The organism is Streptomyces sp. NPDC054961 (assembly GCF_053609145.1).
The window spans coordinates 1-20,867 of the sequence record NZ_JBSGWY010000045.1; the positions used below are offsets into that span (position 1 = coordinate 1).

Genomic DNA, 20,867 nt, shown 5'->3' on the forward strand with positions numbered 1-20,867 from the left:
CGCGGGGGGGGGGGGTCGGGCCCGCGGGCCCCCCGGGGCGCCCGGGGCTCCGCGGGGGGGCGCCCCCGGGGGCGGGGGGCCCCGCCTCTCGCGTACTACGTACTACTGCCGTCCCGGGGGCCTGTACGGCTCCCGGCACAAGGACGTACTACTTGCCCTTGGCGGCTTCCTTGAGCTTGGAGCCCGCGGAGACCTTCACGCTGTAGCCGGCCGGGATCTGGATGGGGTCGCCGGTCTGCGGGTTGCGCGCGGTGCGAGCGGCACGGTGGGTGCGCTCGAAGGTCAGGAAGCCGGGGATGGTGACCTTCTCGTCGCCCTTGGCGACGATCTCGCCGACGGTCTCGGCGAGCGCGGCCAGAACGGCGTCGGCGTCCTTGCGGGTCACCTCGGCGCGCTCGGAAAGAGCGGCCACCAGCTCACTGCGGTTCATGTTGTACTCCCGTGTTCAACGTGCCTTAGAGGCGTGAGATCGAAGCCGATGCTGCCAGGGCCCTAGGACAGTCCCCGGACCCGGGTCTGACGTCAGACCCTCTCGCCCGGTTACGCATCCTGCCCCCACCAGCGGCGGGAAAGCCAATCCGGCACCCGCCGGGGTCACACGAAAAGCGCCACAGTCACGCCGCGGTGACGCTCCGTCCGCACCGGAAGGGTCTCCGGCCGGTGCGGACCGCGGACCACGCGGGCATCCCCGCAACCCTAGAGGCGGCCCGGGGGGCCCGCATCCCGCGACGCGCCGGGGATCAGACCGAGGTGGGGGCCGCCACGGCGCCCGAAGCGGCCTTGCGGACGGCTCCGGCGACCGCGCCCGCGACCTTGTCGTTGAAGACCGAGGGGATGATGTAGTTCGCGTTGAGCTCGTCCTCGCCGACCACGTCGGCGAGGGCGGCCGCGGCGGCCAGCATCATGTCGGTGTTCACCGTGCGCGACTGGGCGTCCAGCAGGCCGCGGAAGACGCCGGGGAAGACCAGCACGTTGTTGATCTGGTTCGGGAAGTCGGAGCGGCCGGTGGCCACGACGGCGGCGGTCTGGCGGGCGACCGCGGGGTCCACCTCGGGGTCCGGGTTCGCGAGCGCGAACACGATCGCGCCCTCCGCCATGGCGGCCACGTCCTCGCCGTTCAGGACGTTCGGGGCCGAGACGCCGATGAACACGTCGGCGCCGGCCACGGCCTCCTTCAGGGTGCCCGTGTAGCCCTCGGGGTTGGTGTTGTCGGCGATCCAGCGCAGCGGGGAGTCCGCGGCCGCGTCGACGAGGTCCGGGCGGTCCGCGTGCACGACGCCGTGGATGTCGGCGCTGACCGCGTTCTTGACGCCCGCCGCGAGCAGCAGCTTGAGGATCGCGGTACCGGCCGCGCCGGCGCCCGACATGACCACCTTGACGTCGCCAACTGCCTTGCCCACCACGCGCAGCGCGTTGGTGAGGGCGGCGAGGACGACGATGGCGGTGCCGTGCTGGTCGTCGTGGAAGACGGGGATGTCGAGGGCCTCGCGCAGGCGGGCCTCGATCTCGAAGCAGCGGGGCGCGGAGATGTCCTCCAGGTTGATGCCGGCGAAGCCCGGGGCGATCGCCTTGACGATCGCGACGATCTCGTCGCTGTCCTGGGTGTCCAGGCAGATCGGCCACGCGTCGATGCCCGCGAAGCGCTTGAAGAGGGCCGCCTTGCCCTCCATCACGGGCAGCGCGGCCATCGGGCCGATGTTGCCGAGGCCCAGGACGGCGCTGCCGTCCGTCACGACTGCGACGGAGTTGCGCTTGATGGTCAGACGGCGGGCGTCCTCGGGGTTCTCGGCGATCGCCATGCACACGCGGGCCACGCCCGGGGTGTAGATCATCGAGAGGTCGTCGCGGTTGCGGATGGGGTGCTTGGACGCCATCTCGATCTTGCCGCCGAGGTGCATCAGGAAGGTGCGGTCGGAGACCTTGCCGAGGCTGACGCCCTCGATCCCGCGCAGCTTCTCGACGATCTCGTCCGCGTGCGCCGTGGAGGTCGCGGCGATGGTGACGTCGATACGGAGCTTCTCGTGGCCGGATGCGGTCACGTCGAGGCCGGTGACCGACCCACCGGAGGACTCCACGGCGGTGGTGAGCTGGGAGACCGCGGTTCCGCTCGCGGGCACTTCCAGGCGGACCGTCATCGAGTACGAGACGCTGGGCGCCGTTGCCATGGCCGTGTTCCTCTTCTGTTCCTGGTTCTTCTGTACACACGAGATCCCGCCCCGCACCGGCCGGAATCCCGGCAGGCGCGGCAGGACCTGTTGTCCGATCGTCCCACCTACCAGCCGGTACAAGGTAACCAGCTACAAATTTCGGAAAGACACTTCCACCATACGAGATTTGACGATCTCACGGAACCCTCTCGGCCACGCAAAACAGGTCTGCCCCCACCGCTTCCGCGATGGGGGCAGACCTGTTCCGCACGTCTATGACACCGACCCGCCATGCTCGCCTCGCGGCAAGTGGTCGCTCTAGGCGACGAAGGTTGGGCCCGGGGGCTTGGATCGAGTCGGTGCCGTAACCCAGGCTAACAAAGGTTCGCCGGAAGCGAGCCCCCTCCCGCCACCGGGTTCCGCGGACCACGCCCTTGGCCGCCGCCCATCCGGCCCTACGAGGCCCCGGGCGGGTCCGGGGACCGGCTGTGAACAGCCCCCGGACCGCGATCCGCCCCGCCGCACTCCGCTCCGGCCGCGGCTCCCGCTACGGCTGGAGCAGCGCCGCGACGCCCTCCGCGTCCGGGGTGTCGAGCGCGGTGGAGATGACGGTGAGCTGCTGCGTCGCACGCGTCAGGGCCACGTAGAGCACCCGCAGGCCCGCCGGGGACTCGTCCGCGATCTCCGCCGGGGAGACGACCACCGTGGCGTCGTACTCCAGGCCCTTCGCCTCCAGGCTGCCCAGCGCGACCGCCCGCTCCCCCAGGTCCGCCAGCCAGTCCGCGGCCTCCGCCCGGCGGTCCATCGCCACGACCACGCCCACCGTGCCGTCGACCTGCTCCAGCAGCCGCCGGGTCTCTTCCCGGACGGTCTCGCGCAGGTCCTCCGCGACCGCGGCGAACCGGGGCCGAAGTCCCGTGGAGCGCACCGCCGTCGGCGGCTCCGTGTCCGGAGCCGCCAGCTTCAGGACCCGCGACGCGACCTCGGCGACCTCGGCCGGGTTGCGGTAGTTCACGGTCAGGGTGAAGCGCCGGCGCGGCCGGGAGCCCAGGGCCTCGTCCCGCGCGGCCGCCGCCTCCTCCGGGTCCGTCCACGAGGACTGCGCCGGGTCACCGACCACCGTCCAGGTGCCCATCCGGCCCCGGCGGCCGACCATCCGCCACTGCATCGGCGTCAGGTCCTGCGCCTCGTCGACGATGACGTGCGCGTACTCCGTGCGCTCCGCCGCGAGCCGCTCGGCCCGCTCCCACTGGGTCTCCTCGCGGGTCGGCATCAGCTCCTCCAGCCCGCTCAGCTGGTCCAGCGGGCTCTGCTCGCGCTTGCGCTTGGGCCGCGCGAGCGCGCCGAGCAGCTGGTGGAGTTCGTCCAGCAGCGCCACGTCGTGCACCGACAGCGGGCCCTTGCCGTCCGGGCCCACCCGGCGCAGCGAACGCGCCAGCTGGCGGGTCTCGCGCGGGTTCAGGTCCCGGCGCGACCAGCGGCCCAGGCGCCGTTCGTCGGCCATGGAGGCGAGCACCCCGCGCGGGGTCAGCTCGGGCCACCAGGCGTCGAGGAACTCGATGAAGACGTCCTCCGTCGAGATGTCCTCGTCGAAGGCCGAGCGCAGTTCGGCGGCGAGCTCCGGGTCGCTGTGCCGGCCGGCCCCGCCGGACTTGGAGTAGAGCGCGTCCAGCAGGAGCTTGCGGGCGCGCGGGCGCAGCAGGTTCACGGGCGCGGTGCCGGACAGGACGTTCTGCCGGATCCGGTCGAGGTCGCCGGCCTCCAGTTCCTGGCGGCGCCCGAAGGCCACCACGCGCAGCCGGTCCGGGGCGGGGGCGCCGCTCCGGCCGCCGAGCTCCAGGGCGCCCCGTACCGCCTTGCGCAGCACCTTCAGCATCCGGGACGAGCCCTTGATCCGGGCCGTGGAGGGATCGTCGTACGTGGTCGCCTCGGCCCCGTCGACGAGGGAGCCGAGCGCCCGGATGGCGACCTGGCCCTCTTCGCCGAGGGAGGGCAGGACGCCCTCGGTGTAGGCGACGAGCAGGGGGGTCGGGGAGACGATGAGGATGCCGCCGGAGTAGCGGCGCCGGTCCTGGTAGAGCAGGTAGGCGGCGCGGTGCAGGGCGACGGCGGTCTTGCCGGTGCCCGGTCCGCCCGCGACCTCGGCGACCGAGGCCGCGGGGGCCCGGATGACGAGGTCCTGCTCGGCCTGGATGGAGGAGACGATGTCCCGCATCGAGTGCGTGCGGGCCCGTCCGAGGGCGGCCATCAGGGCGCCGTCGCCGATGACGGGCAGTTCCCGCCCGTCGAGGAAGGCGGTGACCTCGGGACGCATCAGGTCGTCCTCGACGCCGAGCACCTTGCGGCCCTTGGAGCGGATGACGCGGCGGCGCACGACGCGTCCGGGGTCCTTGGGGGTGGAACGGTAGAACGGCGCGGCCGCGGGGGCCCGCCAGTCGATGACGAGCGGCGCGTAGTCGGAGTCGAGGACCCCGATGCGGCCGATGTGGAGCGTTTCGGCGATGTCGGCCGTGAGGTCGGCGCGGATCGCGTCGTCGGCGGGGTCGACGGAGGTGAACGCGCCGTCCGGGCCCCGCTCCCCGTCCTTGCCGAGGACCAGGTCGACGCGGCCGAAGAGGAAGTCCTCGAACTCGCTGTTGAGACGGTTGAGATGGATTCCGGCGCGGAAGACCTGTGCGTCCCGCTCGGCGAGCGCGCCGGGCGTGCCGACCTGGCCACGCTTGGCGGCGTCGTTCATCAGGAACTCCGCCTCGTGGATCTTCTCCTCAAGGCGTCGGTACACGTGATCGAGATGCGTCTGCTCGACCGCGATCTCCCGATCGCGGACGGAATCCGCCGTGCTGTCGACAGCGGCATTCTGCGCGGCCACCAAGGCCCCTTTCTGACGTGCATGGGCGACCGTCAACCGTACGCGAAGGGGCCCCTGTGCGCACGCCCCGTTCCGGGAAGGCTCGCGGAACAAGACGAAGATCACTCGCGGACGGGTCCCGGACCGCCGCCGGAAGGACCCTGGCAGGACCCCGCACCGGACACCGGACCGGACACCGCACCGGACCCCGGCACCGGACCCGGAGCGCTCCGGGCGGACACCCCCTAACCGGGGCGCGCTTCGAGCACGCGGCGCCGGTGGCGGGCCACGCGCTCGCGGTTGCCGCACCGTTCGCTGGAGCACCAGCGGCGCCGGTGGCCGCGCGAGGTGTCGAGGTAGACGCGGGCGCACCCCTCGCCCTCGCAGGCCCGCAGCAGCGCGCGGTCGCCGGGGTCGGTGAGCAGTTCCACGGCGTCCCGGGCCACGGCGGCGAGCAGCCCGGCGCATTCCACTCCGCCGCACAACTCCCGTACGAGGTGACCTTCTTGGTCCTGTACGGCACACAGTCCCGGGGGTGGACCGGCGGCCGCCGCGTTGACCCGGGCCAGCGCGGCTCCGGGCGGCGCGGCTCCGGCGAGCTCGGCCCGTACGAGGTCCTCGACGTCGGCGCGCAGCGCCCGGAAGGCCGGCACCCAGTCGGCGCCGACCCGCGCTATCGGCGTCCGGTCGGGCACCAGCCCGGCCCCGGCGAGCCATAACCGCAGCGCGTCGCCGTCCCGGATCCCCTCGGTCCTCCCGTGGGGTTCGAAGGTGGCCACCAGGTCCAGACAGATCCGCCCGGAGTCGAACCACATGCCCGTCACCGCCTCACGCTTGGGGCGTTCCCCCAGAGTGCCCGTCCGCTCCGCGGAGTACTAGTGCCGCGTCGGGCAAGGTTTGCCCCTTGAGGAGCGGCGTCCGGTGCGTGCTCTCGGCGTGCCGGCCGCAAGCGCTCGTACGGGACGTACTCGGGCTTTCGGCCGGTGCGGCGAGCGTGCGTGCCGGGCGTCGCGACGGGGCGGACGTTGCCTGACGCGGCACTAGAGGGCCGGCGGGTCGTCGTGCAGGAGCAGCTGGAAGAGGCGGTGGTCCTGCCAGGCCCCGCCGACGTGCAGGTAGCGGGGCGCGAGCCCGTACTGCTCGAAGCCCGCCTTCGCCAGTACCCGCTGCGAGGCCAGGTTCTCGACCCGGGTCCCGGCCTCGATCCGGTGCAGTCCGACCTCGTCGCGGGCGATCCGGCAGACCTCCTCCAGGGCGGCCGTGGCCAGGCCCTTGCCGGTCCAGGCCTGATCCATCCAGTAGCCGACGCCGCCGCTGCACAGCGGCCCGAGCGCGATGGAACCGAGGTTGATCGCCCCGATGGGCGTGCCGCCGGCGAGGAGCACGTACGGGCGGACCCGTCCGGCGTCCCGCTCCGCGAGCAGTTCCCCGATCCGCGCCCGCTGCCCGGCCTCGGTGTAGAACGCCTCGGTCCGGAGGGGCTCGTAGGGCGCCATGTACGCCCGGTTGCGCACCAGTACCCCGGCGAGCCCGGCGGCGTCCTCCAGGCGGGTGTCCCGCATCTCCACACCGTTGATGAACATCCGGGCACATTAACGGACCGCGGGGCCGCGGAGACGGCTCCGTACGCCCTCAGTCCGCGCAGGGCCCCGCGTCCAGCGACAGGCGGTAGCCGCGCTTGACGACCGTCTGGATCAGGTTCGGCGCGCCGAGCGCGACGCGCAGGCGGGCCATCGCCGTCTCCACCGCGTGCTCGTCGCGGCCCGCGCCAGGCAGGGCGCGCAGGAGCTCGGAGCGGGCCACGACCCAGCCCGGCCGGCGGGCCAGCGCCCGCAGCAGGGCCATGCCGGCCGGCGGGACCGGACGGAGCCCCTCGTCGACGAGGACCGCGTGGCCGCGCAGCTCCAGCCGGTGTCCCGCCACCGGGAGCACCCGCGCCCGGCCGGGGAGTTCCTGGCACAGCAGCTGGACGAGGGGTCCGAGCCGGAACCGCTCCGGCTGGACCGTGTCGATCCCCTCGGCCTGCAAGGGCACGGCCGTCACCGGGCCCACGCACGCCGACAGCACCGAGCCGCCGGTCAGCGCCGCGAGCAGGGGTTCGCGTACGCCCCGGTCCCCGGCCCGCGACAGCAGGGACGCCGCCGCGGGCGCGGAGGTGAAGCTCACCGCGTCGACCCCGCCCGCGATCACCGCGTCGAGCAGCCGGTCCAGCGGGCCGAGGTCCTCGGGGGGCATCCACCGGTACACCGGTACGCCGACCACCTCGGCCCCGCCCGCCCGCAGCGCCTCGACGAACCCGGGCAGCGGCTCCCCGTGCAGCTGGAGGGCGATGCGCCGGCCGGCCACCCCGGCGCTCAGCAGCCGGTCCAGTACCTCGGCGAGGGATTCCGATCCCGGGGACCAGGTCTCCACCAGTCCGGCGGCGCGGATCGCCCCCTTGACCTTCGGCCCGCGCGCCAGCAGTTCGGTCTCCCGCAGCCGCCCGAGCAGTTCCTCCCCGAGTCCCCAGCCGTCCGCGGCCTCGATCCAGCCGCGGAAGCCGATGGCGGTCGTGGCCACCACCACGTCGGGTGCGCAGCCGATGAGTTCCTTCGTCGCGGCGAGCAGCTCGGCGTCGTCGGCGAGCGGGACGATCCGCAGGGCGGGCGCGTGCAGCACGGTGGCCCCGCGGCGGCGCAGCAGGGCGATCAGGTCGTCGGCCCGGCGGGCGGCCGTGACCCCGATGGTGAAGCCCGCGAGCGGCCCGGTGGGCGCTGCCGGGTCCGGGTTCGGGACGGGAGCCGTGTCCGCGGCCGGCCCGGTGGGGGTGTCGTGCATGGTGACCTGCCTCGCGCAGTGGTCGGGGTCCGGACCCGGCCCGGAACCGGCGCCGGGATCGCGTTCGCGTGAACCGAGCCTGCCCTGGGGGCGTATCAGGCTCGGTTCACGCGTATTTCGGTGCCGTTAACCGCTGGCCGGCCGCCGTTACACCGAGGTGAGCTGCGGCTTCGGCTCCGAGCCCGCCGTACTGACCGTCGTGCGGGAGGGCCGGCGAAGGTATACGGCCCAGGTGAGCGCGCAGCACACCGCGTAGAAGGCGAGGAAGGTCACGAAGGCGGCCGTGCCCGACCCGGAGCTGAGGAAGGCCTCCCGGAAGACCAGGTTGATGCCGAGTCCGCCGAGGGCGCCGACCGCGCCGATGAGCCCCATGGAGGCCCCGGACAGCCGCCGCCCGTAGGCGGCCGCGTCCGTGCCGCTCATGCCGCGCGCCAGGGCCTTCGCCTGGAAGATGCCGGGGATCATCTTGTACGTGGAGCCGTTCCCGAGCCCGCTGAGGACGAAGAGCGCCACGAAGCCGACGAGGAACACCGTCAGGGACTCCCGTACGGAGGCCAGGATCACCACCGCGGTGGCCGCCGCCATCGCCACGAACGTGCCCAGGGTGATCCGCGCCCCGCCGAACCGGTCCGCGAGGGCCCCGCCGACCGGCCGGATCAGCGAGCCGAGCAGCGGCCCGATGAAGGTGAGCGAGGCCGCCTGGAGCGGGGTGCGGCCGAACTGCGTCTGCAGGACCAGCCCGAAGGCGAAGCTGTAGCCGATGAAGGACCCGAAGGTGCCGATGTACAGGAACGCCATGATCCAGGTGTGGGCGTCGCGGACGGCCTCGCGCACGGCGCCGGTGTCGTTGCGCACGGGCGCCAGGTTGTCCATCCGCAGCGCGGCGAGCGTGGCCGCGATCACGATGAGCGGGAGGTAGACACCGAGCAGGAGCCTGGGGTGGCCGGCCCCGGCCGTGCCGATGACCAGCAGGGCGACGAGCTGGACGACGGGGACGCCGATGTTGCCGCCGCCCGCGTTGAGGCCGAGCGCCCAGCCCTTCTTGCGCAGCGGGAAGAACGCGTTGATGTTCGTCATCGAGGAGGCGAAGTTCCCGCCGCCGACGCCCGTCAGCGCGGCCACCAGCAGGAAGGTGCCGTACGAGGTGCCGGGCTCCATGACCAGCCACGCGGCGGCGGTCGGTGCGAGGAGCAGCAGGGCGCTGACGACCGTCCAGTTGCGGCCGCCGAAGCGGGCCACGGCGAAGGTGTAGGGGACCCGGACGAGGGCGCCGACGCAGGTGGCGGTCGCGATGAGGAAGAACTTCCCGGCGGGGTCGATCCCGTAGGCGGGGGTCATGAAGAGGACCATCACCGACCACAGGGACCAGATCGAGAAGCCTATGTGCTCGGAGAGCACGGAGTAGACCAGGTTGCGCCGGGCGGTCTTCTCGCCCGTCTCCCTCCAGAAGGTCTCGTCCTCGGGTTCCCACCGCTCGATCCAGCGGCTCCCTTTACGCGGTGCGGTCCTACTGGTCATCACACGCCTCCCCGGCTGCTGCGATCGCGTCGCGTCACATCACGTCTCGTCCGTGGTCACGACGGTAGGAACGGCTCGTTTCGGTCCGGGTCCCCGGCTGATGACCACCGGGAAACCTTGCACTCACCCGCCGCCGGGCCCCGGTGTGAGCGCGGCTCCCGGGGCGGACGGGCGTGCGGGCGCCGGCGGGAGCGGGGAGGCGCCACCGGGGAGCCAGCTGTCCGGTGGCACCTCCAGCCAGCCGTGCCCGGCCGCGAGTTGCGCCGCGGCGGCGCGCAGCGCGTCCAGGCCGGGGTGGCGCAGACCCTTGCGCCAGACCATCGCGAGCGGCGACAGCGGGACCGGGCCGGTCAGCGGCCGCTTCACGCAGCCGGGCAGATCGGCGAAGTCCACCGTGGCCAGGACCGGGTTCCCGGTCTTCACCATGACCCGGCGGAACTCGTCCTTGCCGACCGCCACCGGCGCGGGCGGCGCCGCCCGGATCCCCCGTCCGGCGAACAGCTCGAGCGCGAGCCCGGTCCACTCCAGGGTCCGCGGATTGCCGGCCCCCGCGTACACGGTCTCCCCGGCGAGCGCGTCCAGCGGTACGCGTTCCCGCGCGGCCAGCGCGTGCCCGTCGGGCAGCAGCACCGCGAGCGGTTCGTACCGTACGGGCACCTGTGCGAGGCCGGCCCGCAGCGCCGGGCCGAGGCCGTCGGCGTAGCCGAAGGAGACGTCGAGGCGGCCGGCGGCGATCTCGGCGGCGGCATGGGTGAGCCCAGACTCGAAGCGGGCCATCAGCTCGCAGTCGGGGGCGAGTTCGCGGGCCCGCTCCAGGACCTCGCGGGCGGTGCCGGGGCCGTCGGTGTTCAGGTCGACGAGCAGCGGGCGGGATCCGGCGTCCGCGGCGAAGGCGGCGGCGAGCTCCTCGTGGGCGGCCAGGACCCGGCGGGCCAGCGGCAGCAGCCGCTCCCCGTCGGCGGTCAGCTCGACGGCCCGGGTGGTGCGGGCCAGCAGGGTCGTGCCCAGGGCCTGCTCGAGCCGGCGCACGTCGCGGCTGAGGGCCTGCTGGGCGATGTAGAGCCGGGCGGCGGCGCGGGTGAAGTGCAGTTCCTGCGCCACGGCGAGGAAGGAGCGCAGCAGCCGGGGGTCGAGGTCTCGGGGCATCACCCGGGGAGACTAACAACGCGGAGCGGTGAATCGCGCGGGAACAGGTGTTGGACCGCGAGGCCCACCGGGCGGAACCCTGTTGTCATGCCCACCACGCCCACCACGCCCGCGCGGATGACCGTCACCGGCGCCACCCTGGTCCTCGCCGCCGACCCGGCGCTCCGCCCCTCCCGCGCGCCGCGCCCGGTCCGGTCCGTCCGCTCCCCCGGCCCGTACCGGCGGCTCTTCGCCGTCCCGGGCACCCGCGGTTTCACCACCGGGAACCTCATCGCCCGGCTGCCCATGGGCATGTTCGGGATCAGCGCCGTCATGATGATCGCGGGCCAGCGCGGCTCGTACGCACTGGCCGGCGCGGTCGTGGCCGCCGGCCTGGCCGCGACGGCCGTCGTGGCCCCCTGGACGGCCCGGCTGGTGGACCGGCACGGGCAGGCGCGCGTCGCCGTCCCCGCCACCCTGATCGCCGTGCTCGGCTCACTCTCCCTGGTGGTGTGCGTGCGCACCCAGGCCCCCGCCTGGACCCTGTTCGCCTCCTACGCGGCCACCGCGACCACCCCCAACATCGGCGGCATGTCCCGCGCCCGCTGGACGCACCTGCTCAAGGGCTCCCCCGCCGACCACCACACGGCGATGTCCTTCGAACAGGCCGCCGACGAGCTGGCGTACATGCTCGGCCCGGTGGTCGCCGCGTTCCTCTGCACCGCCGCGTTCCCGGAGGCGGGCACGCTCGCGGGCGCCGCCCTGCTCCTCACCGGGATGCTGGTCTTCACCGCCCACCGGGCGACGGAGCCCCCGCCGTCCCCCGCGGTCCGGGGCGCTTCCCCGCTGCGGACCCTGAAGTGGCTGCTGCCGCTGTTCTTCGTCCTCGGCACGATGTTCGGCTCGCTGGAGATCACCTCCGTCGCCCACCTCGGCTCCCACGGCCTCGGCGCGCTCTCGGGCCCCGTCCTCGCCCTCCAGGCGGCGGGTTCCTGCGCGGCCGGCCTGCTCTACGGAACCCTCCGCCCGCGCGCGCTCCCCACCTGCCTGGCCGCCCTGGCCGGAGCCATGACCCTGCCCTGGGCCGCGGCGGCCACCGGCTCCCTGATCCCGCTGGCCCTGGCGCTGCTGCTGGCCGGCATGGCCACCGCTCCGGTCATGGTCACCGCGATGTCCCGGATCCACGCGGTGACGCCGCCCGGCCGGCTCAACGAGGGCATGACCCTGGCCGTGACCGCGATCTTCGCCGGCATCGCCGCCGGCTCCGCGACCGCCGGAGCCGCGATCGACCACCTGGGCACGACCGCCCCGTACGCCCTCCCGGCGACGGCGGCCCTGCTGGCCCTCTCCATCGGCATCTCGGGATCGGTACGAGTTTTCGGTACGAGACTGGTACCGTAAATCCGTACCGTCGAGAATGGAGACGCCATGTCCATAAGCGCCAGCGAAGCCAGGGCGACCCTCTTCCCCCTCATCGAGCGTGTCAACACCGACCACACCCCGGTGCGCATCACTTCCAAGGGTGGCGACGCCGTCCTCATGGCCGCCGACGACTACGACTCGTGGCAGGAAACCGTTTACCTGCTCCGATCCCCGGAGAACGCGAAGCGCCTGATGGAAGCGGTCGCCCGCGACCGTGAGGGCGCGCCCGCCGTCGCCAGGACGCTGGAGGAGCTGAGGGAGATGGCCGGGGGCGAGGAGTGAGGAGCGTCCACTTCGACCCCGCCGCCTGGGACGACTTCCTCTTCTGGCTCGCCGCGGACCGGAAGATGGCCCGCAGGATCACCCGCCTGATCGGCGAGATCCAGCGCGACCCGTTCGGCGGGATCGGCAAGCCCGAGCCACTGAAGGGCGAGCTATCGGGTTACTGGTCCCGTCGGATCGACGACGAACACCGGCTGGTCTACCGGGCGGACGAGAAGGAAGTCAAGATCCTCAAGGCGCGCTACCACTACTGACACCACATGACAAAGGCCCCGCAGCCTGATGGCCGCGGGGCCTTTGTGCAACATGGGGTTGTGGAGATGGCGGGAATCGAACCCGCGTCCAACGGTGCAGAAGTAGGGCTTCTCCGAGCGCATTCCGCTGCGCTTTTCTCGGCCCCGGAGATCACACGGACAAGTCTCCGACGGGCTCAGTCACTGTTTGATTTCCCTCTATCCCCCGTGACCGGAGTTAGAGGTTTAGATCCCTTGTTGACGCCAGGATCCGGACCGGGACCACTTCCGGGCTGACGCTCCTCACAGAGGCTTCAGCTCACTGTTATTAGGCAGCGAGGGTGAAGCGGGAGTTATCGCTCTTGGAGTTGGCGATTATTGTTTGCGACATATGGTTAACGAGATCATTGCCGCTTTCTCGGCTCGCTTCCCCTACATCGACATCCGCTGTCGAAACCGATCATCCCCATGTTTCACGCTATTCAGTTAGGCAACAAGTCCTGGCGGCTCCACCGGTCGTACCGGTCTCGCCAGGTCCTGCTCTCGAAGCCACCACCCGCAAGCGCGTGGTGCTGACGCCATGGTACGCGAAGTGGACCACCGCGTGCCAGGACATTAAAGCTGGCCGCGCTCCTTGCGCTTCACGGCCGAGATCACCCGGTTCGTCTCGCGCGTGTCCTGCTTCTCCCGCAGGGACTGCCGCTTGTCGTACTCCTTCTTGCCCTTCGCCAGCGCGATCTCGATCTTCGCCCGGCCGTCCTTGAAGTACAGGGAGAGCGGCACGATCGTGTTGCCCGTCTCCCCCGTCTTCGAGTCCAGCTTGTCGATCTCCTCGCGGTGCAGGAGGAGCTTGCGCTTGCGCCGCGCGCTGTGGTTGGTCCAGGTGCCCTGGCTGTACTCCGGCACGTGCACGTTGTAGAGCCAGGCCTCGCCGCTCTCCACCGACACGAAGCCGTCCACCAGCGAGGCACGTCCCTGGCGCAGGGACTTGACCTCGGTACCCGTGAGCACGAGACCGCACTCGTAGGTGTCGATGATCGTGTAGTCGTGCCGCGCCTTCTTGTTCTGGGCGATCAGCTTGCGCCCTGTTTCCTTAGCCATAGTGCGGTCATTTTCGCACTACGGACCCACCCCGAGGCCACTCAATACCCTGCGGGCCCGGTCCTCGGCCCCGTCCGCCGCCGTCAGGTCCGGGGCGATGCCGCCGCCGTCCAGGCTCCGGCCGCCCGGAGTCCGGTACGTACCCACCGTCAGCTCCGCCACCGAACCGTCCGCGAGCTCCGTCGGCATCTGCACCGAGCCCTTGCCGAAGGTGCGGGTGCCGACCGCCACCGCGCGGCCCCGGTCCTGGAGGGCCCCGGTCACCAGCTCGGCCGCGCTCATCGTGCCGCCGTCGATCAGGGCCACCAGCGGCCGGTCCGTGTCGCCGCCCGGGGCGGCGTACAGGGCGTGCTGGTCGCCGCGCACGTCGTACGTCGCCACGAGCCCGCCGTCCAGGAAGGCGGAGGCGGCCGTCACCGCCTCGGTCACCAGCCCGCCCGTGTTCCCGCGCAGGTCGAGCATGAACCCGCCGCCGGGCGGGGCGGCGCGGACGGCGGCGCGGACCCGCTCGCCGGAGCCCCGGGTGAAGGAGGCCACCTTGATGACGGTGATCCCGCCCGGGATCTCCCGGACGCTCACCGGCTCGGCGCGCAGCTCCTCGCGCCGCACGGTCTCGGTGAGGCCGGCTCCGTCCCGGGTCAGCTTCAGCACCACGGGGGTGCCGGCCGCCCCGCGCAGCAGGGCCACCACCTCGGCGACCCGCAGCCCGGTCACGCCCTGCCCGTCGATGCTCAGCAGCCGGTCCCCGGCGCGCAGGCCGGCCCGGTCGGCGGGGCCGCCGGGCTGGACCCGGTCGACCGCGATGCGGCCGTCGCGCGTCCGTACGGCCCACAGGCCCACCCCGGTCCAGCGGCCGTCGAGTTCCTCGGAGAAGGCCTCGTACTCGCTCTGGTCGTAGACCATGCCCCAGCGGTCACCGCTGCGGCTGACCACCTCCTCGGCGGCCTCCTTGCCGGACTTGCCCTCGGCGGCGGCCTCCGCCGCGGCGCGGGCCACCGCGTCCCGGTCGGCGGTGCCCGCCCCGCCGGGCGCTCCGGACGCCTCGTCCCCGCCCTGCCCGGAGGCCGCACCGCGGGAGCCGGTGCCCGCGGAAGGTCCCGTACGGGCCGCCAGGACGGAGGAGGAGGCGACGCCGTCAGCGCGGCCGGGGACCCAGCTGCCCGTGCAGACCCCGGCGCCGACGGCCGCGCAGAAGGCCAACGTCAATGCGGCCCCGCGACGCAGGTCGCGGGGCCGGAGACAGAAGGCGGGCAGAGCCGGCATGGCGCCGAGTCTAGGACAAGCCCCGCGGCGGCACGGAGGATTGACCGTTCCGCACGCGGGGCGCTCGTCAAACCTTCAGGTACTTGCGCAACGCGATGAAGGCGGCCAGCGAGGGCATCAGCACACCGATGACGAGCACCAGGGGCAGCTTGGTCAGGACCGAGTCCCAGCCGATGAAGTTGATGAGCTCCATCTTGTCGCGCAGCGCGGCACCGTGGTCGATCACGAAGTACTGCCCCGCGCCGAGCATGCCGCAGGCGAGCAGGGCCCCGATGAGGCCGGCGAAGGCGGCCTCCATGATGAACGGCACCTGGATGTAGAAGCTGGACGCGCCCACGAGCCGCATGATCCCGGTCTCGCGCCGACGGCTGAAGGCCGAGACGCGCACCGTGTTGACGATCAGCAGCAGCGCCACGATCAGCATGATCAGCATGATGCCGAGGGCGGCCACGTTGAGGTAGCCGAGCAGCCGGAAGAGGTTGTCCAGGACGGTGCGCTGGTCCTCGACCGACTGGACGCCGTCGCGCCCGGAGAAGGAGGTGGTGATCACCTTGTACTTCTCGGGCTGCTTGAGCTTCACCCGGAAGGACTCCGGCATCTGGTCCGGGGTGATGGACGCGGCCAGGGCGGTGTGCCCGAACTGCTCCTTGTAGTGCTTGAAGGCCTCGTCGGAGGATTCGTAGATGACGTTCTCGACGAGGTCCATTCCCTTGAGCTCGGTCTCCAGGGCCTGCTTCTGCTCCGGCGTCACCGCGCCCTTGGAGCAGGAGGCGCCGTTGGTGGCCTCGGCGTCGTTCTTGTTGCAGAGGTAGATCGAGACATTGACCTTGTCGTACCAGTAGCCCTTCATCTTGCTCACCTGGTCGCGCATGAGCAGGGAGCCGCCGAAGAGGGCCAGCGACAGGGACACGGAGATGATGACCGCGAAGGTCATGGTCAAGTTGCGGCGGAGACCGACCCCGATCTCCGACATGACGAACTGGGCGCGCATCGCGTCTCAGGAGCCTTTCAGTGCTGGTAGCCGTAGACGCCGCGCGACTGGTCGCGGACGAGACGGCCCTGCTCGAGTTCGATGACGCGCTTGCGCATCTGGTCGACGATCTGCTGGTCGTGGGTCGCCATGATCACGGTGGTGCCGGTCCGGTTGATCCGGTCCAGCAGCTTCATGATGCCGACGGAGGTCTGGGGGTCCAGGTTGCCGGTGGGCTCGTCCGCGATCAGCAGGGCCGGGCGGTTGACGAAGGCGCGGGCGATGGCCACGCGCTGCTGCTCACCGCCGGAGAGCTCGCCGGGCATCCGGTCTTCCTTGCCGCCGAGGCCGACGAGTTCCAGGACCTGGGGGACGGCCTTCTTGATCTCTCCGCGCGGCCGGCCGATGACCTCCTGGGCGAAGGCCACGTTGTCGGCCACCGTCTTGTTGGGCAGGAGCCTGAAGTCCTGGAAGACGGTCCCCAGCTGGCGCCGCATGTGCGGAACCTTCCAGTTGGAGAGCCGGGCGAGGTCCTTGCCCAGGACGTGGACCTGGCCCTGGCTCGCCCGCTCCTCACGCAGGATGAGCCGCATGAAGGTGGACTTGCCGGAGCCGGAGGACCCGACCAGGAAGACGAACTCGCCCTTAGCGATGTCCAGTGAGACATCTCTGAGTGCGGGGCGGCTCTGCTTCGGGTAGGACTTGGAGACGTTGTCGAATCGGATCACGGTGTGCACCACGGTCGCCGGGAGTAGGTGACCGTGACCATACGCGAACAGGCGCGAGGTGTGGACCCGAGGTCCGGAGTTGCCCGATATATCCCCTGGTCCGAGGGGTGCGCGACCGTGATTGTACGGGCGGGCCGCGCCTAATGTCGGCGGAGCTGGCACAGTGGGAGGGGAACGGACCCGTTCCGCCTGTCGTTGTAACCGAGGGGACGAAAGGAGGAGCGCATGACATTTGACCGGCTCGTGTGCGCGAACTGCGCCGCACCCGTCAGCCAGGGCCGCTGCCCGGTGTGCCGGGCGAGCAGGCAGCGCCTCCAGCAGGAGGGCCCCTCCGGCGGCCTGAACCCGGCGGCGCTCATCGCGCTGCTGGTGATCCTGGTGGCCGCTCTGGCCCTGGTGGCGCAGCACACGGTGTAGCTGCTCCAGCCGCCACGTCCCGATCGAACGAGCACCCGGCTCAGCGGAAGGGCCCGGACACCTGCACGGTGTCCGGGCCCTTCCTGTCCGCTCGCGCGGTCCGCTTACGCGGTCTGTTCCTGCTGCTTGCGCCAGCGGATGCCGGCCTCGAGGAAGCCGTCGATCTCGCCGTCGAGCACCGCCTGCGGGTTGCCGACCTCGAACTCCGTCCGCAGGTCCTTGACCATCTGGTACGGGTGCAGGACGTAGGACCGCATCTGGTTGCCCCAGGAGCTGCCGCCGTCCTTGAGGGCGTCCATCTTGTCCTTCTCCTCCTGGCGGCGCCGCTCGAGCAGCTTGGCCTGGAGGACGTTCATGGCGCTGGCCTTGTTCTGGATCTGCGAGCGCTCGTTCTGGCAGGACACCACGATGCCGGTCGGCAGGTGCGTGATGCGCACGGCCGAGTCGGTGGTGTTGACGCCCTGGCCGCCGGGGCCCGACGCGCGGTAGACGTCGACGCGCAGCTCGCCCTCGTCGATCTCGACGTGGTCGCTGGACTCGACGACCGGCAGCACCTCGACGCCCGCGAAGGAGGTCTGGCGGCGGCCCTGGTTGTCGAAGGGCGAGATCCGGACGAGGCGGTGGGTGCCCTGCTCCACGGAGAGGGTGCCGTACGCGTACGGGGCCTTGACCACGAAGGTGGTCGACTTGATGCCGGCCTCTTCCGCGTACGAGGTCTCGTAGATCTCGGTCGGGTAGCCGTGTCGCTCGGCCCAGCGCAGGTACATGCGCTGCAGGCGCTCGGCGAAGTCGGAGGCGTCCACGCCGCCGGCCTCGGCACGGATGTTGACCAGCGCCTCGCGCTCGGAGTACTCGCCGGAGAGCAGGGTGCGGACCTCCATCTCGTCCAGCGCCTTGCGCACGGAGACCAGCTCGGCCTCCGCCTCCGCGAGGGTGTCCGCGTCGTCCATCTCCTGGGCGAGCTCGAACAGCACCGCGAGGTCGTCGATGCGTCCCCGCAGGTTCTCGGTCTTGCGGACCTCGGCCTGGAGGTGCGAAAGCTTGCTCGTGATCTTCTGGGCGGCTTCCGGGTCGTCCCACAGGGACGGCACGGCGGCCTGCTCCTCGAGCACGGCGATCTCCGCCCTCAGCTTGTCGAGGTCCAGGACGGCCTCGATCGACCCCATGGTCGAGGAGAGGGACTTCAGCTCTTCGGAAACATCGACGACTGCCACGGGTCCAGCGTAGCCGGTCCCCGGGGGCCGCTCTCCGGGCAGGCCGAATCACCCGTTCTGGTGTGGAGGCGAACGGGCGTACGCTCACCGTATGACCGTCCTCCTCGTCAAGCGCCGCCATGTGGACCACATGCGCGTCACGACGACGAGCTGTCTGCCGCCGGACCTGCTCCAAGCCTGATCCACCCCGATCCGACTTGGTCCTGCTACGCGGCCCCCGCGGTCCCCGGCGCCAACCCTGCCGGCGACCCTCCCCAGCCGCGGCCCCCGCCACCCCTGGGGACAGGACCCCGTGACATCCGAAACGGAGCCGTCATGCAGTCCGCGCCTTCCTCCGACTCCTCGTCGTCCTTCCCTTCCTCCGCAGCGCCGTCCGCGCCGTCCGCGCCGCAGCCCTCGCTCCCGGTTCTGGACCTCTCCCGGGCCGACGATCCCGCCCTGCGCGACTCCTTCCGCGAGCAGCTGCACGCGGCCGCCCGGGACAGCGGTTTCCTGCACCTGACCGGGCACGGCATCACCGCCGCCGAGACCTCCCGGATCCTGGAACTGACCAGGGCCTTCTTCGCGCTCCCGGAGGCCGACCGGCTGGCCGTGAGCAATCTGAACTCCCCGCACTTCCGCGGGTACACCCGCATCGGGCACGAGCTGACGGGCGGCTCCTCCGACTGGCGGGACCAGCTGGACGTGGGCGCGGAGCGGCCGGCGCCGGTGGTGGGGCCGGACGACCCGGCGTACCTGTGGCTGGAGGGCCCGAACCAGTGGCCGGCGGCGCTGCCCGAGCTGCGGGCCGTGGTGCTGGAGTGGCAGTCCCGGCTTGCGGCGGTCGCCCACCGCCTGCTCCAGGAGCTGCTGGCCTCGATCGGCGCGCCCTCCGACTTCTTCGACGCGGCCTTCGCGGACCGTCCCCACCTGCACACGAAGCTGATCCGGTACCCGGGATCCGCGCCGACGGGCACCGACCAGGGGGTCGGGGCCCACAAGGACTACGGCTTCCTGACCCTGCTGCTGCAGGACTCGGTGGGCGGGCTCCAGGTGGTCCGGGACGGGGCGTACGTCGACATACCGCCGCTGCCGGGGGCCTTCGTGGTCAACCTGGGCGAGCTGCTGGAGATCGCGACCGAGGGGTACCTGACGGCGACGGACCACCGCGTCGTGAGCCCGCGGGGGGCGGTGGAGCGGTACTCGGTGCCGTTCTTCTACAACCCCCGGCTGGACGCGGTGGTGGACACGGTCCCGGGCGACTACCTGCGGTCGGCGCCCGGAGTCGCGCACGACGCGTCGAACCCGCTGCACGCGGAGTACGGCCGCAACGAGCTGAAGGGCTGGGTCCGCGCCCACCCGACGGTGGCGCGGCGCTGGCACCCGGAGCTGGTGGGCGCGTAGGCCCGTGCCCCCGCGCCCAGGGGGCTACGGGGCCGTCGAGCCCGACTGCTTGCCGTCCCGGGGCGGCGGGGACTGCGAGTCCGAGGAGGCCGCGAGCCAGCCGCCCACGCCGAGAGCGGCGGCCAGCGCGACGGCCGCCACCGACAGCGCCAGCCTCCGCTTGCGCACCGTCTCGGCCCGGTGCCGCGCGGAGCCCGGCCGGTGGCCGCCCGCGGGCCGCGGGACCCGGGCGGTCCCCAGCGCGCCGCCCGCCAGTTCGTCCGGACCCGGCACCCGCATGGACGTGTGGGTGTCGCGGTTGGAGTCGGTCGAGGAACCGGAGCCGGGTACCAGCGGGACCACGCCCCGGCGCCGGACCGGATCGCCCGCGGACTCCGGCTCCGGTGGCTCGGCCGGCTCCGGCTCGTCCGGCTCGTCCACGTCCAGCGGCGGCATCCCGGCCAGCAGCGGCTGCAGGTCCCGCAGGCGCAGCGAGAGCTCCGAGGCGCGCAGCCGCGAGGCGGGGGCCTTCGCCAGGCACTGCACCATCAGCTGCCAGAGCTCGTCGGGGATCCCCGGCAGCGGGACCACCGTCTCGGTCACGTGGCGGCGCAGGACCGCCCCGGGGTGCCCGCCGCCGAACGGCGTGAACCCCGCCAGCAGCTCGTAGAGGACGGTGGCGAGGGCGTATATGTCCACCGCCGCGCGCGGGGGCAGCCCCTCGACGATCTCGGGCGCCAGGTAGTCGGGCGTCCCGATGATCCGCGTGGTGGGGGCGGAGACCCGTCCGCCGGAGGTCCGCCGCGGGGAATCGATGAGCTTGGCCACGCCGAAGTCGGTGAGCAGCGCCGGATGCGCGCCGCCCGGCCCGAGCGGGCCCTGCATGTCGAGCAGGACGTTCTCCGGTTTGACGTCCCGGTGCACGACCCCGGCCGCGTGGGCCGCGGCCAGCGCGTCCGCGACGTCCGCGACGATCGCCACGGCCGCCTCGGGGGCGAGCCGCCGCTCGCGGTCGAGGCGCGTGCGCAGGTCCGTACCGCGGACGAGGTCCATGACGAGGGCGAGGTCGTTGCCGTCCACGACGAGGTCGCGGACGCAGACGACGTGCGGGTGCTCCAGTCCGAGCAGCGCGCTGCGCTCCTGGACGAAGCGTCCGACGAGTTCCTGGTCGGACGCGAGGTCCTCGCGCAGCAGTTTGACGGCGACGGGGCCGTCCGGCCCCTCGCCCAGCCATACCGTGCCCGCGCTGCCGCGCCCCAGGATCTGGTGCGCGGTGTACCGGCTGCCGATCTTCCGTGCCAAGACTGCTCCCTCAGCGGCTGGCGTACGTGCCAAAGCTACGCGGCCGGGTGGGGGTTGGAGTCCACGGATCGCGGCGACCTTCACTTCTGCGGGCGAAATCACGTCCCAGAAGTCGACA

19 protein-coding genes and 1 other RNA gene are annotated in these 20,867 nt (G+C 72.2%); 5 read left to right on the top strand and 15 right to left on the bottom strand.

Translation table 11 applies throughout. The features are described from left to right. Positions 1–148 precede the first annotated feature (148 nt). The 8 genes from ACWF9Z_RS30285 to ACWF9Z_RS30320 all read right to left on the bottom strand — a co-directional run bounded on the left by ACWF9Z_RS30285 (position 149) and on the right by ACWF9Z_RS30320 (position 10,476). Positions 149–430: an HU family DNA-binding protein gene (locus tag ACWF9Z_RS30285; RefSeq protein ID WP_007264399.1), complete on the bottom strand. Its 282-nt coding sequence runs from the start codon at positions 428–430 to the stop codon at positions 149–151. A 310-nt stretch (positions 431–740) separates the two neighbouring features. Further along, complete coding sequence (locus tag ACWF9Z_RS30290) at positions 741–2,165, bottom strand: malic enzyme-like NAD(P)-binding protein (RefSeq protein WP_453607298.1); 1,425 nt, start codon at positions 2,163–2,165, stop codon at positions 741–743. Positions 2,166–2,694: 529 nt separating this feature from the next. Further along, positions 2,695–5,016: a HelD family protein gene (locus tag ACWF9Z_RS30295; RefSeq protein ID WP_453607300.1), complete on the bottom strand. Its 2,322-nt coding sequence runs from the start codon at positions 5,014–5,016 to the stop codon at positions 2,695–2,697. Positions 5,017–5,240: 224 nt separating this feature from the next. Next, positions 5,241–5,810 carry a CGNR zinc finger domain-containing protein gene (locus tag ACWF9Z_RS30300; RefSeq protein ID WP_453607387.1) on the bottom strand — a complete coding sequence of 190 codons (570 nt, stop codon included), beginning with the start codon at positions 5,808–5,810 and terminating at the stop codon, positions 5,241–5,243. A gap of 225 nt (positions 5,811–6,035) precedes the next feature. Continuing rightward, positions 6,036–6,578 (bottom strand): GNAT family N-acetyltransferase, encoded by a 543-nt coding sequence (locus ACWF9Z_RS30305; RefSeq protein ID WP_453607303.1) that lies wholly within the window; start codon positions 6,576–6,578, stop codon positions 6,036–6,038. A gap of 49 nt (positions 6,579–6,627) precedes the next feature. Further along, a complete protein-coding gene (locus tag ACWF9Z_RS30310; RefSeq protein ID WP_453607306.1) occupies positions 6,628–7,812 on the bottom strand; it encodes a uroporphyrinogen-III synthase in 1,185 nt (394 codons plus the stop codon). A 147-nt stretch (positions 7,813–7,959) separates the two neighbouring features. Further along, complete coding sequence (locus ACWF9Z_RS30315) at positions 7,960–9,330, bottom strand: nitrate/nitrite transporter (RefSeq protein WP_453607308.1); 1,371 nt, start codon at positions 9,328–9,330, stop codon at positions 7,960–7,962. A gap of 123 nt (positions 9,331–9,453) precedes the next feature. Further along, positions 9,454–10,476 (bottom strand): LysR family transcriptional regulator, encoded by a 1,023-nt coding sequence (locus tag ACWF9Z_RS30320; RefSeq protein ID WP_453607390.1) that lies wholly within the window; start codon positions 10,474–10,476, stop codon positions 9,454–9,456. An 87-nt stretch (positions 10,477–10,563) separates the two neighbouring features. Between ACWF9Z_RS30320 and ACWF9Z_RS30325 the strand changes: the two genes are divergently transcribed. Genes ACWF9Z_RS30325 through ACWF9Z_RS30335 form a run of 3 tightly spaced genes read left to right on the top strand, consistent with a single transcriptional unit; the run spans position 10,564 to position 12,413 of the window. After that, positions 10,564–11,856: an MFS transporter gene (locus ACWF9Z_RS30325; protein WP_453607310.1), complete on the top strand. Its 1,293-nt coding sequence runs from the start codon at positions 10,564–10,566 to the stop codon at positions 11,854–11,856. Between the two features lie 27 nt (positions 11,857–11,883). Then, complete coding sequence (locus ACWF9Z_RS30330; RefSeq protein WP_453607313.1) at positions 11,884–12,159, top strand: type II toxin-antitoxin system Phd/YefM family antitoxin; 276 nt, start codon at positions 11,884–11,886, stop codon at positions 12,157–12,159. Next, on the top strand, positions 12,156–12,413 hold the full coding sequence (locus ACWF9Z_RS30335) for a Txe/YoeB family addiction module toxin (protein WP_453607315.1): 258 nt from the start codon (positions 12,156–12,158) through the stop codon (positions 12,411–12,413). Before ACWF9Z_RS30330 ends, ACWF9Z_RS30335 begins: the two co-directional genes overlap by 4 nt. A gap of 58 nt (positions 12,414–12,471) precedes the next feature. Here ACWF9Z_RS30335 and ssrA read toward each other — a convergent pair. From ssrA to ftsE, 5 genes are all read right to left on the bottom strand, one after another. Continuing rightward, positions 12,472–12,860, bottom strand: a transfer-messenger RNA (tmRNA) gene (gene ssrA, locus ACWF9Z_RS30340). A gap of 147 nt (positions 12,861–13,007) precedes the next feature. Next, positions 13,008–13,493, bottom strand: coding sequence for an SsrA-binding protein SmpB (gene smpB, locus ACWF9Z_RS30345; RefSeq protein ID WP_356653068.1), 486 nt, complete (start codon positions 13,491–13,493; stop codon positions 13,008–13,010). Positions 13,494–13,511: 18 nt separating this feature from the next. Beyond that, on the bottom strand, positions 13,512–14,756 hold the full coding sequence (locus ACWF9Z_RS30350) for a S41 family peptidase (protein ID WP_453607319.1): 1,245 nt from the start codon (positions 14,754–14,756) through the stop codon (positions 13,512–13,514). Positions 14,757–14,823: 67 nt separating this feature from the next. Further along, on the bottom strand, positions 14,824–15,747 hold the full coding sequence (gene ftsX / locus ACWF9Z_RS30355; RefSeq protein WP_356653072.1) for a permease-like cell division protein FtsX: 924 nt from the start codon (positions 15,745–15,747) through the stop codon (positions 14,824–14,826). Between the two features lie 17 nt (positions 15,748–15,764). Beyond that, positions 15,765–16,454 (bottom strand): cell division ATP-binding protein FtsE, encoded by a 690-nt coding sequence (ftsE, locus tag ACWF9Z_RS30360; RefSeq protein WP_356653074.1) that lies wholly within the window; start codon positions 16,452–16,454, stop codon positions 15,765–15,767. 225 nt (positions 16,455–16,679) lie between these two features. On the opposite strand from ftsE, the gene ACWF9Z_RS30365 reads away from it, so the two are divergent. Continuing rightward, a complete protein-coding gene (locus tag ACWF9Z_RS30365) occupies positions 16,680–16,871 on the top strand; it encodes a hypothetical protein (RefSeq protein WP_453607323.1) in 192 nt (63 codons plus the stop codon). Between the two features lie 104 nt (positions 16,872–16,975). On the opposite strand, the gene prfB is transcribed toward ACWF9Z_RS30365, so the two are convergent. Further along, the gene (prfB, locus tag ACWF9Z_RS30370) at positions 16,976–18,085 is read right to left on the bottom strand and encodes a peptide chain release factor 2 (protein ID WP_453607324.1); all 1,110 of its coding nucleotides are present in this window, start codon (positions 18,083–18,085) and stop codon (positions 16,976–16,978) included. Between the two features lie 315 nt (positions 18,086–18,400). Between prfB and ACWF9Z_RS30375 the strand changes: the two genes are divergently transcribed. Beyond that, positions 18,401–19,468, top strand: coding sequence for an isopenicillin N synthase family dioxygenase (locus ACWF9Z_RS30375; protein WP_453607327.1), 1,068 nt, complete (start codon positions 18,401–18,403; stop codon positions 19,466–19,468). A gap of 24 nt (positions 19,469–19,492) precedes the next feature. Here ACWF9Z_RS30375 and ACWF9Z_RS30380 read toward each other — a convergent pair whose 3' ends face one another. Beyond that, a complete protein-coding gene (locus ACWF9Z_RS30380; RefSeq protein ID WP_453607330.1) occupies positions 19,493–20,749 on the bottom strand; it encodes a serine/threonine-protein kinase in 1,257 nt (418 codons plus the stop codon). Between the last annotated feature and the right edge of the window lie 118 nt (positions 20,750–20,867).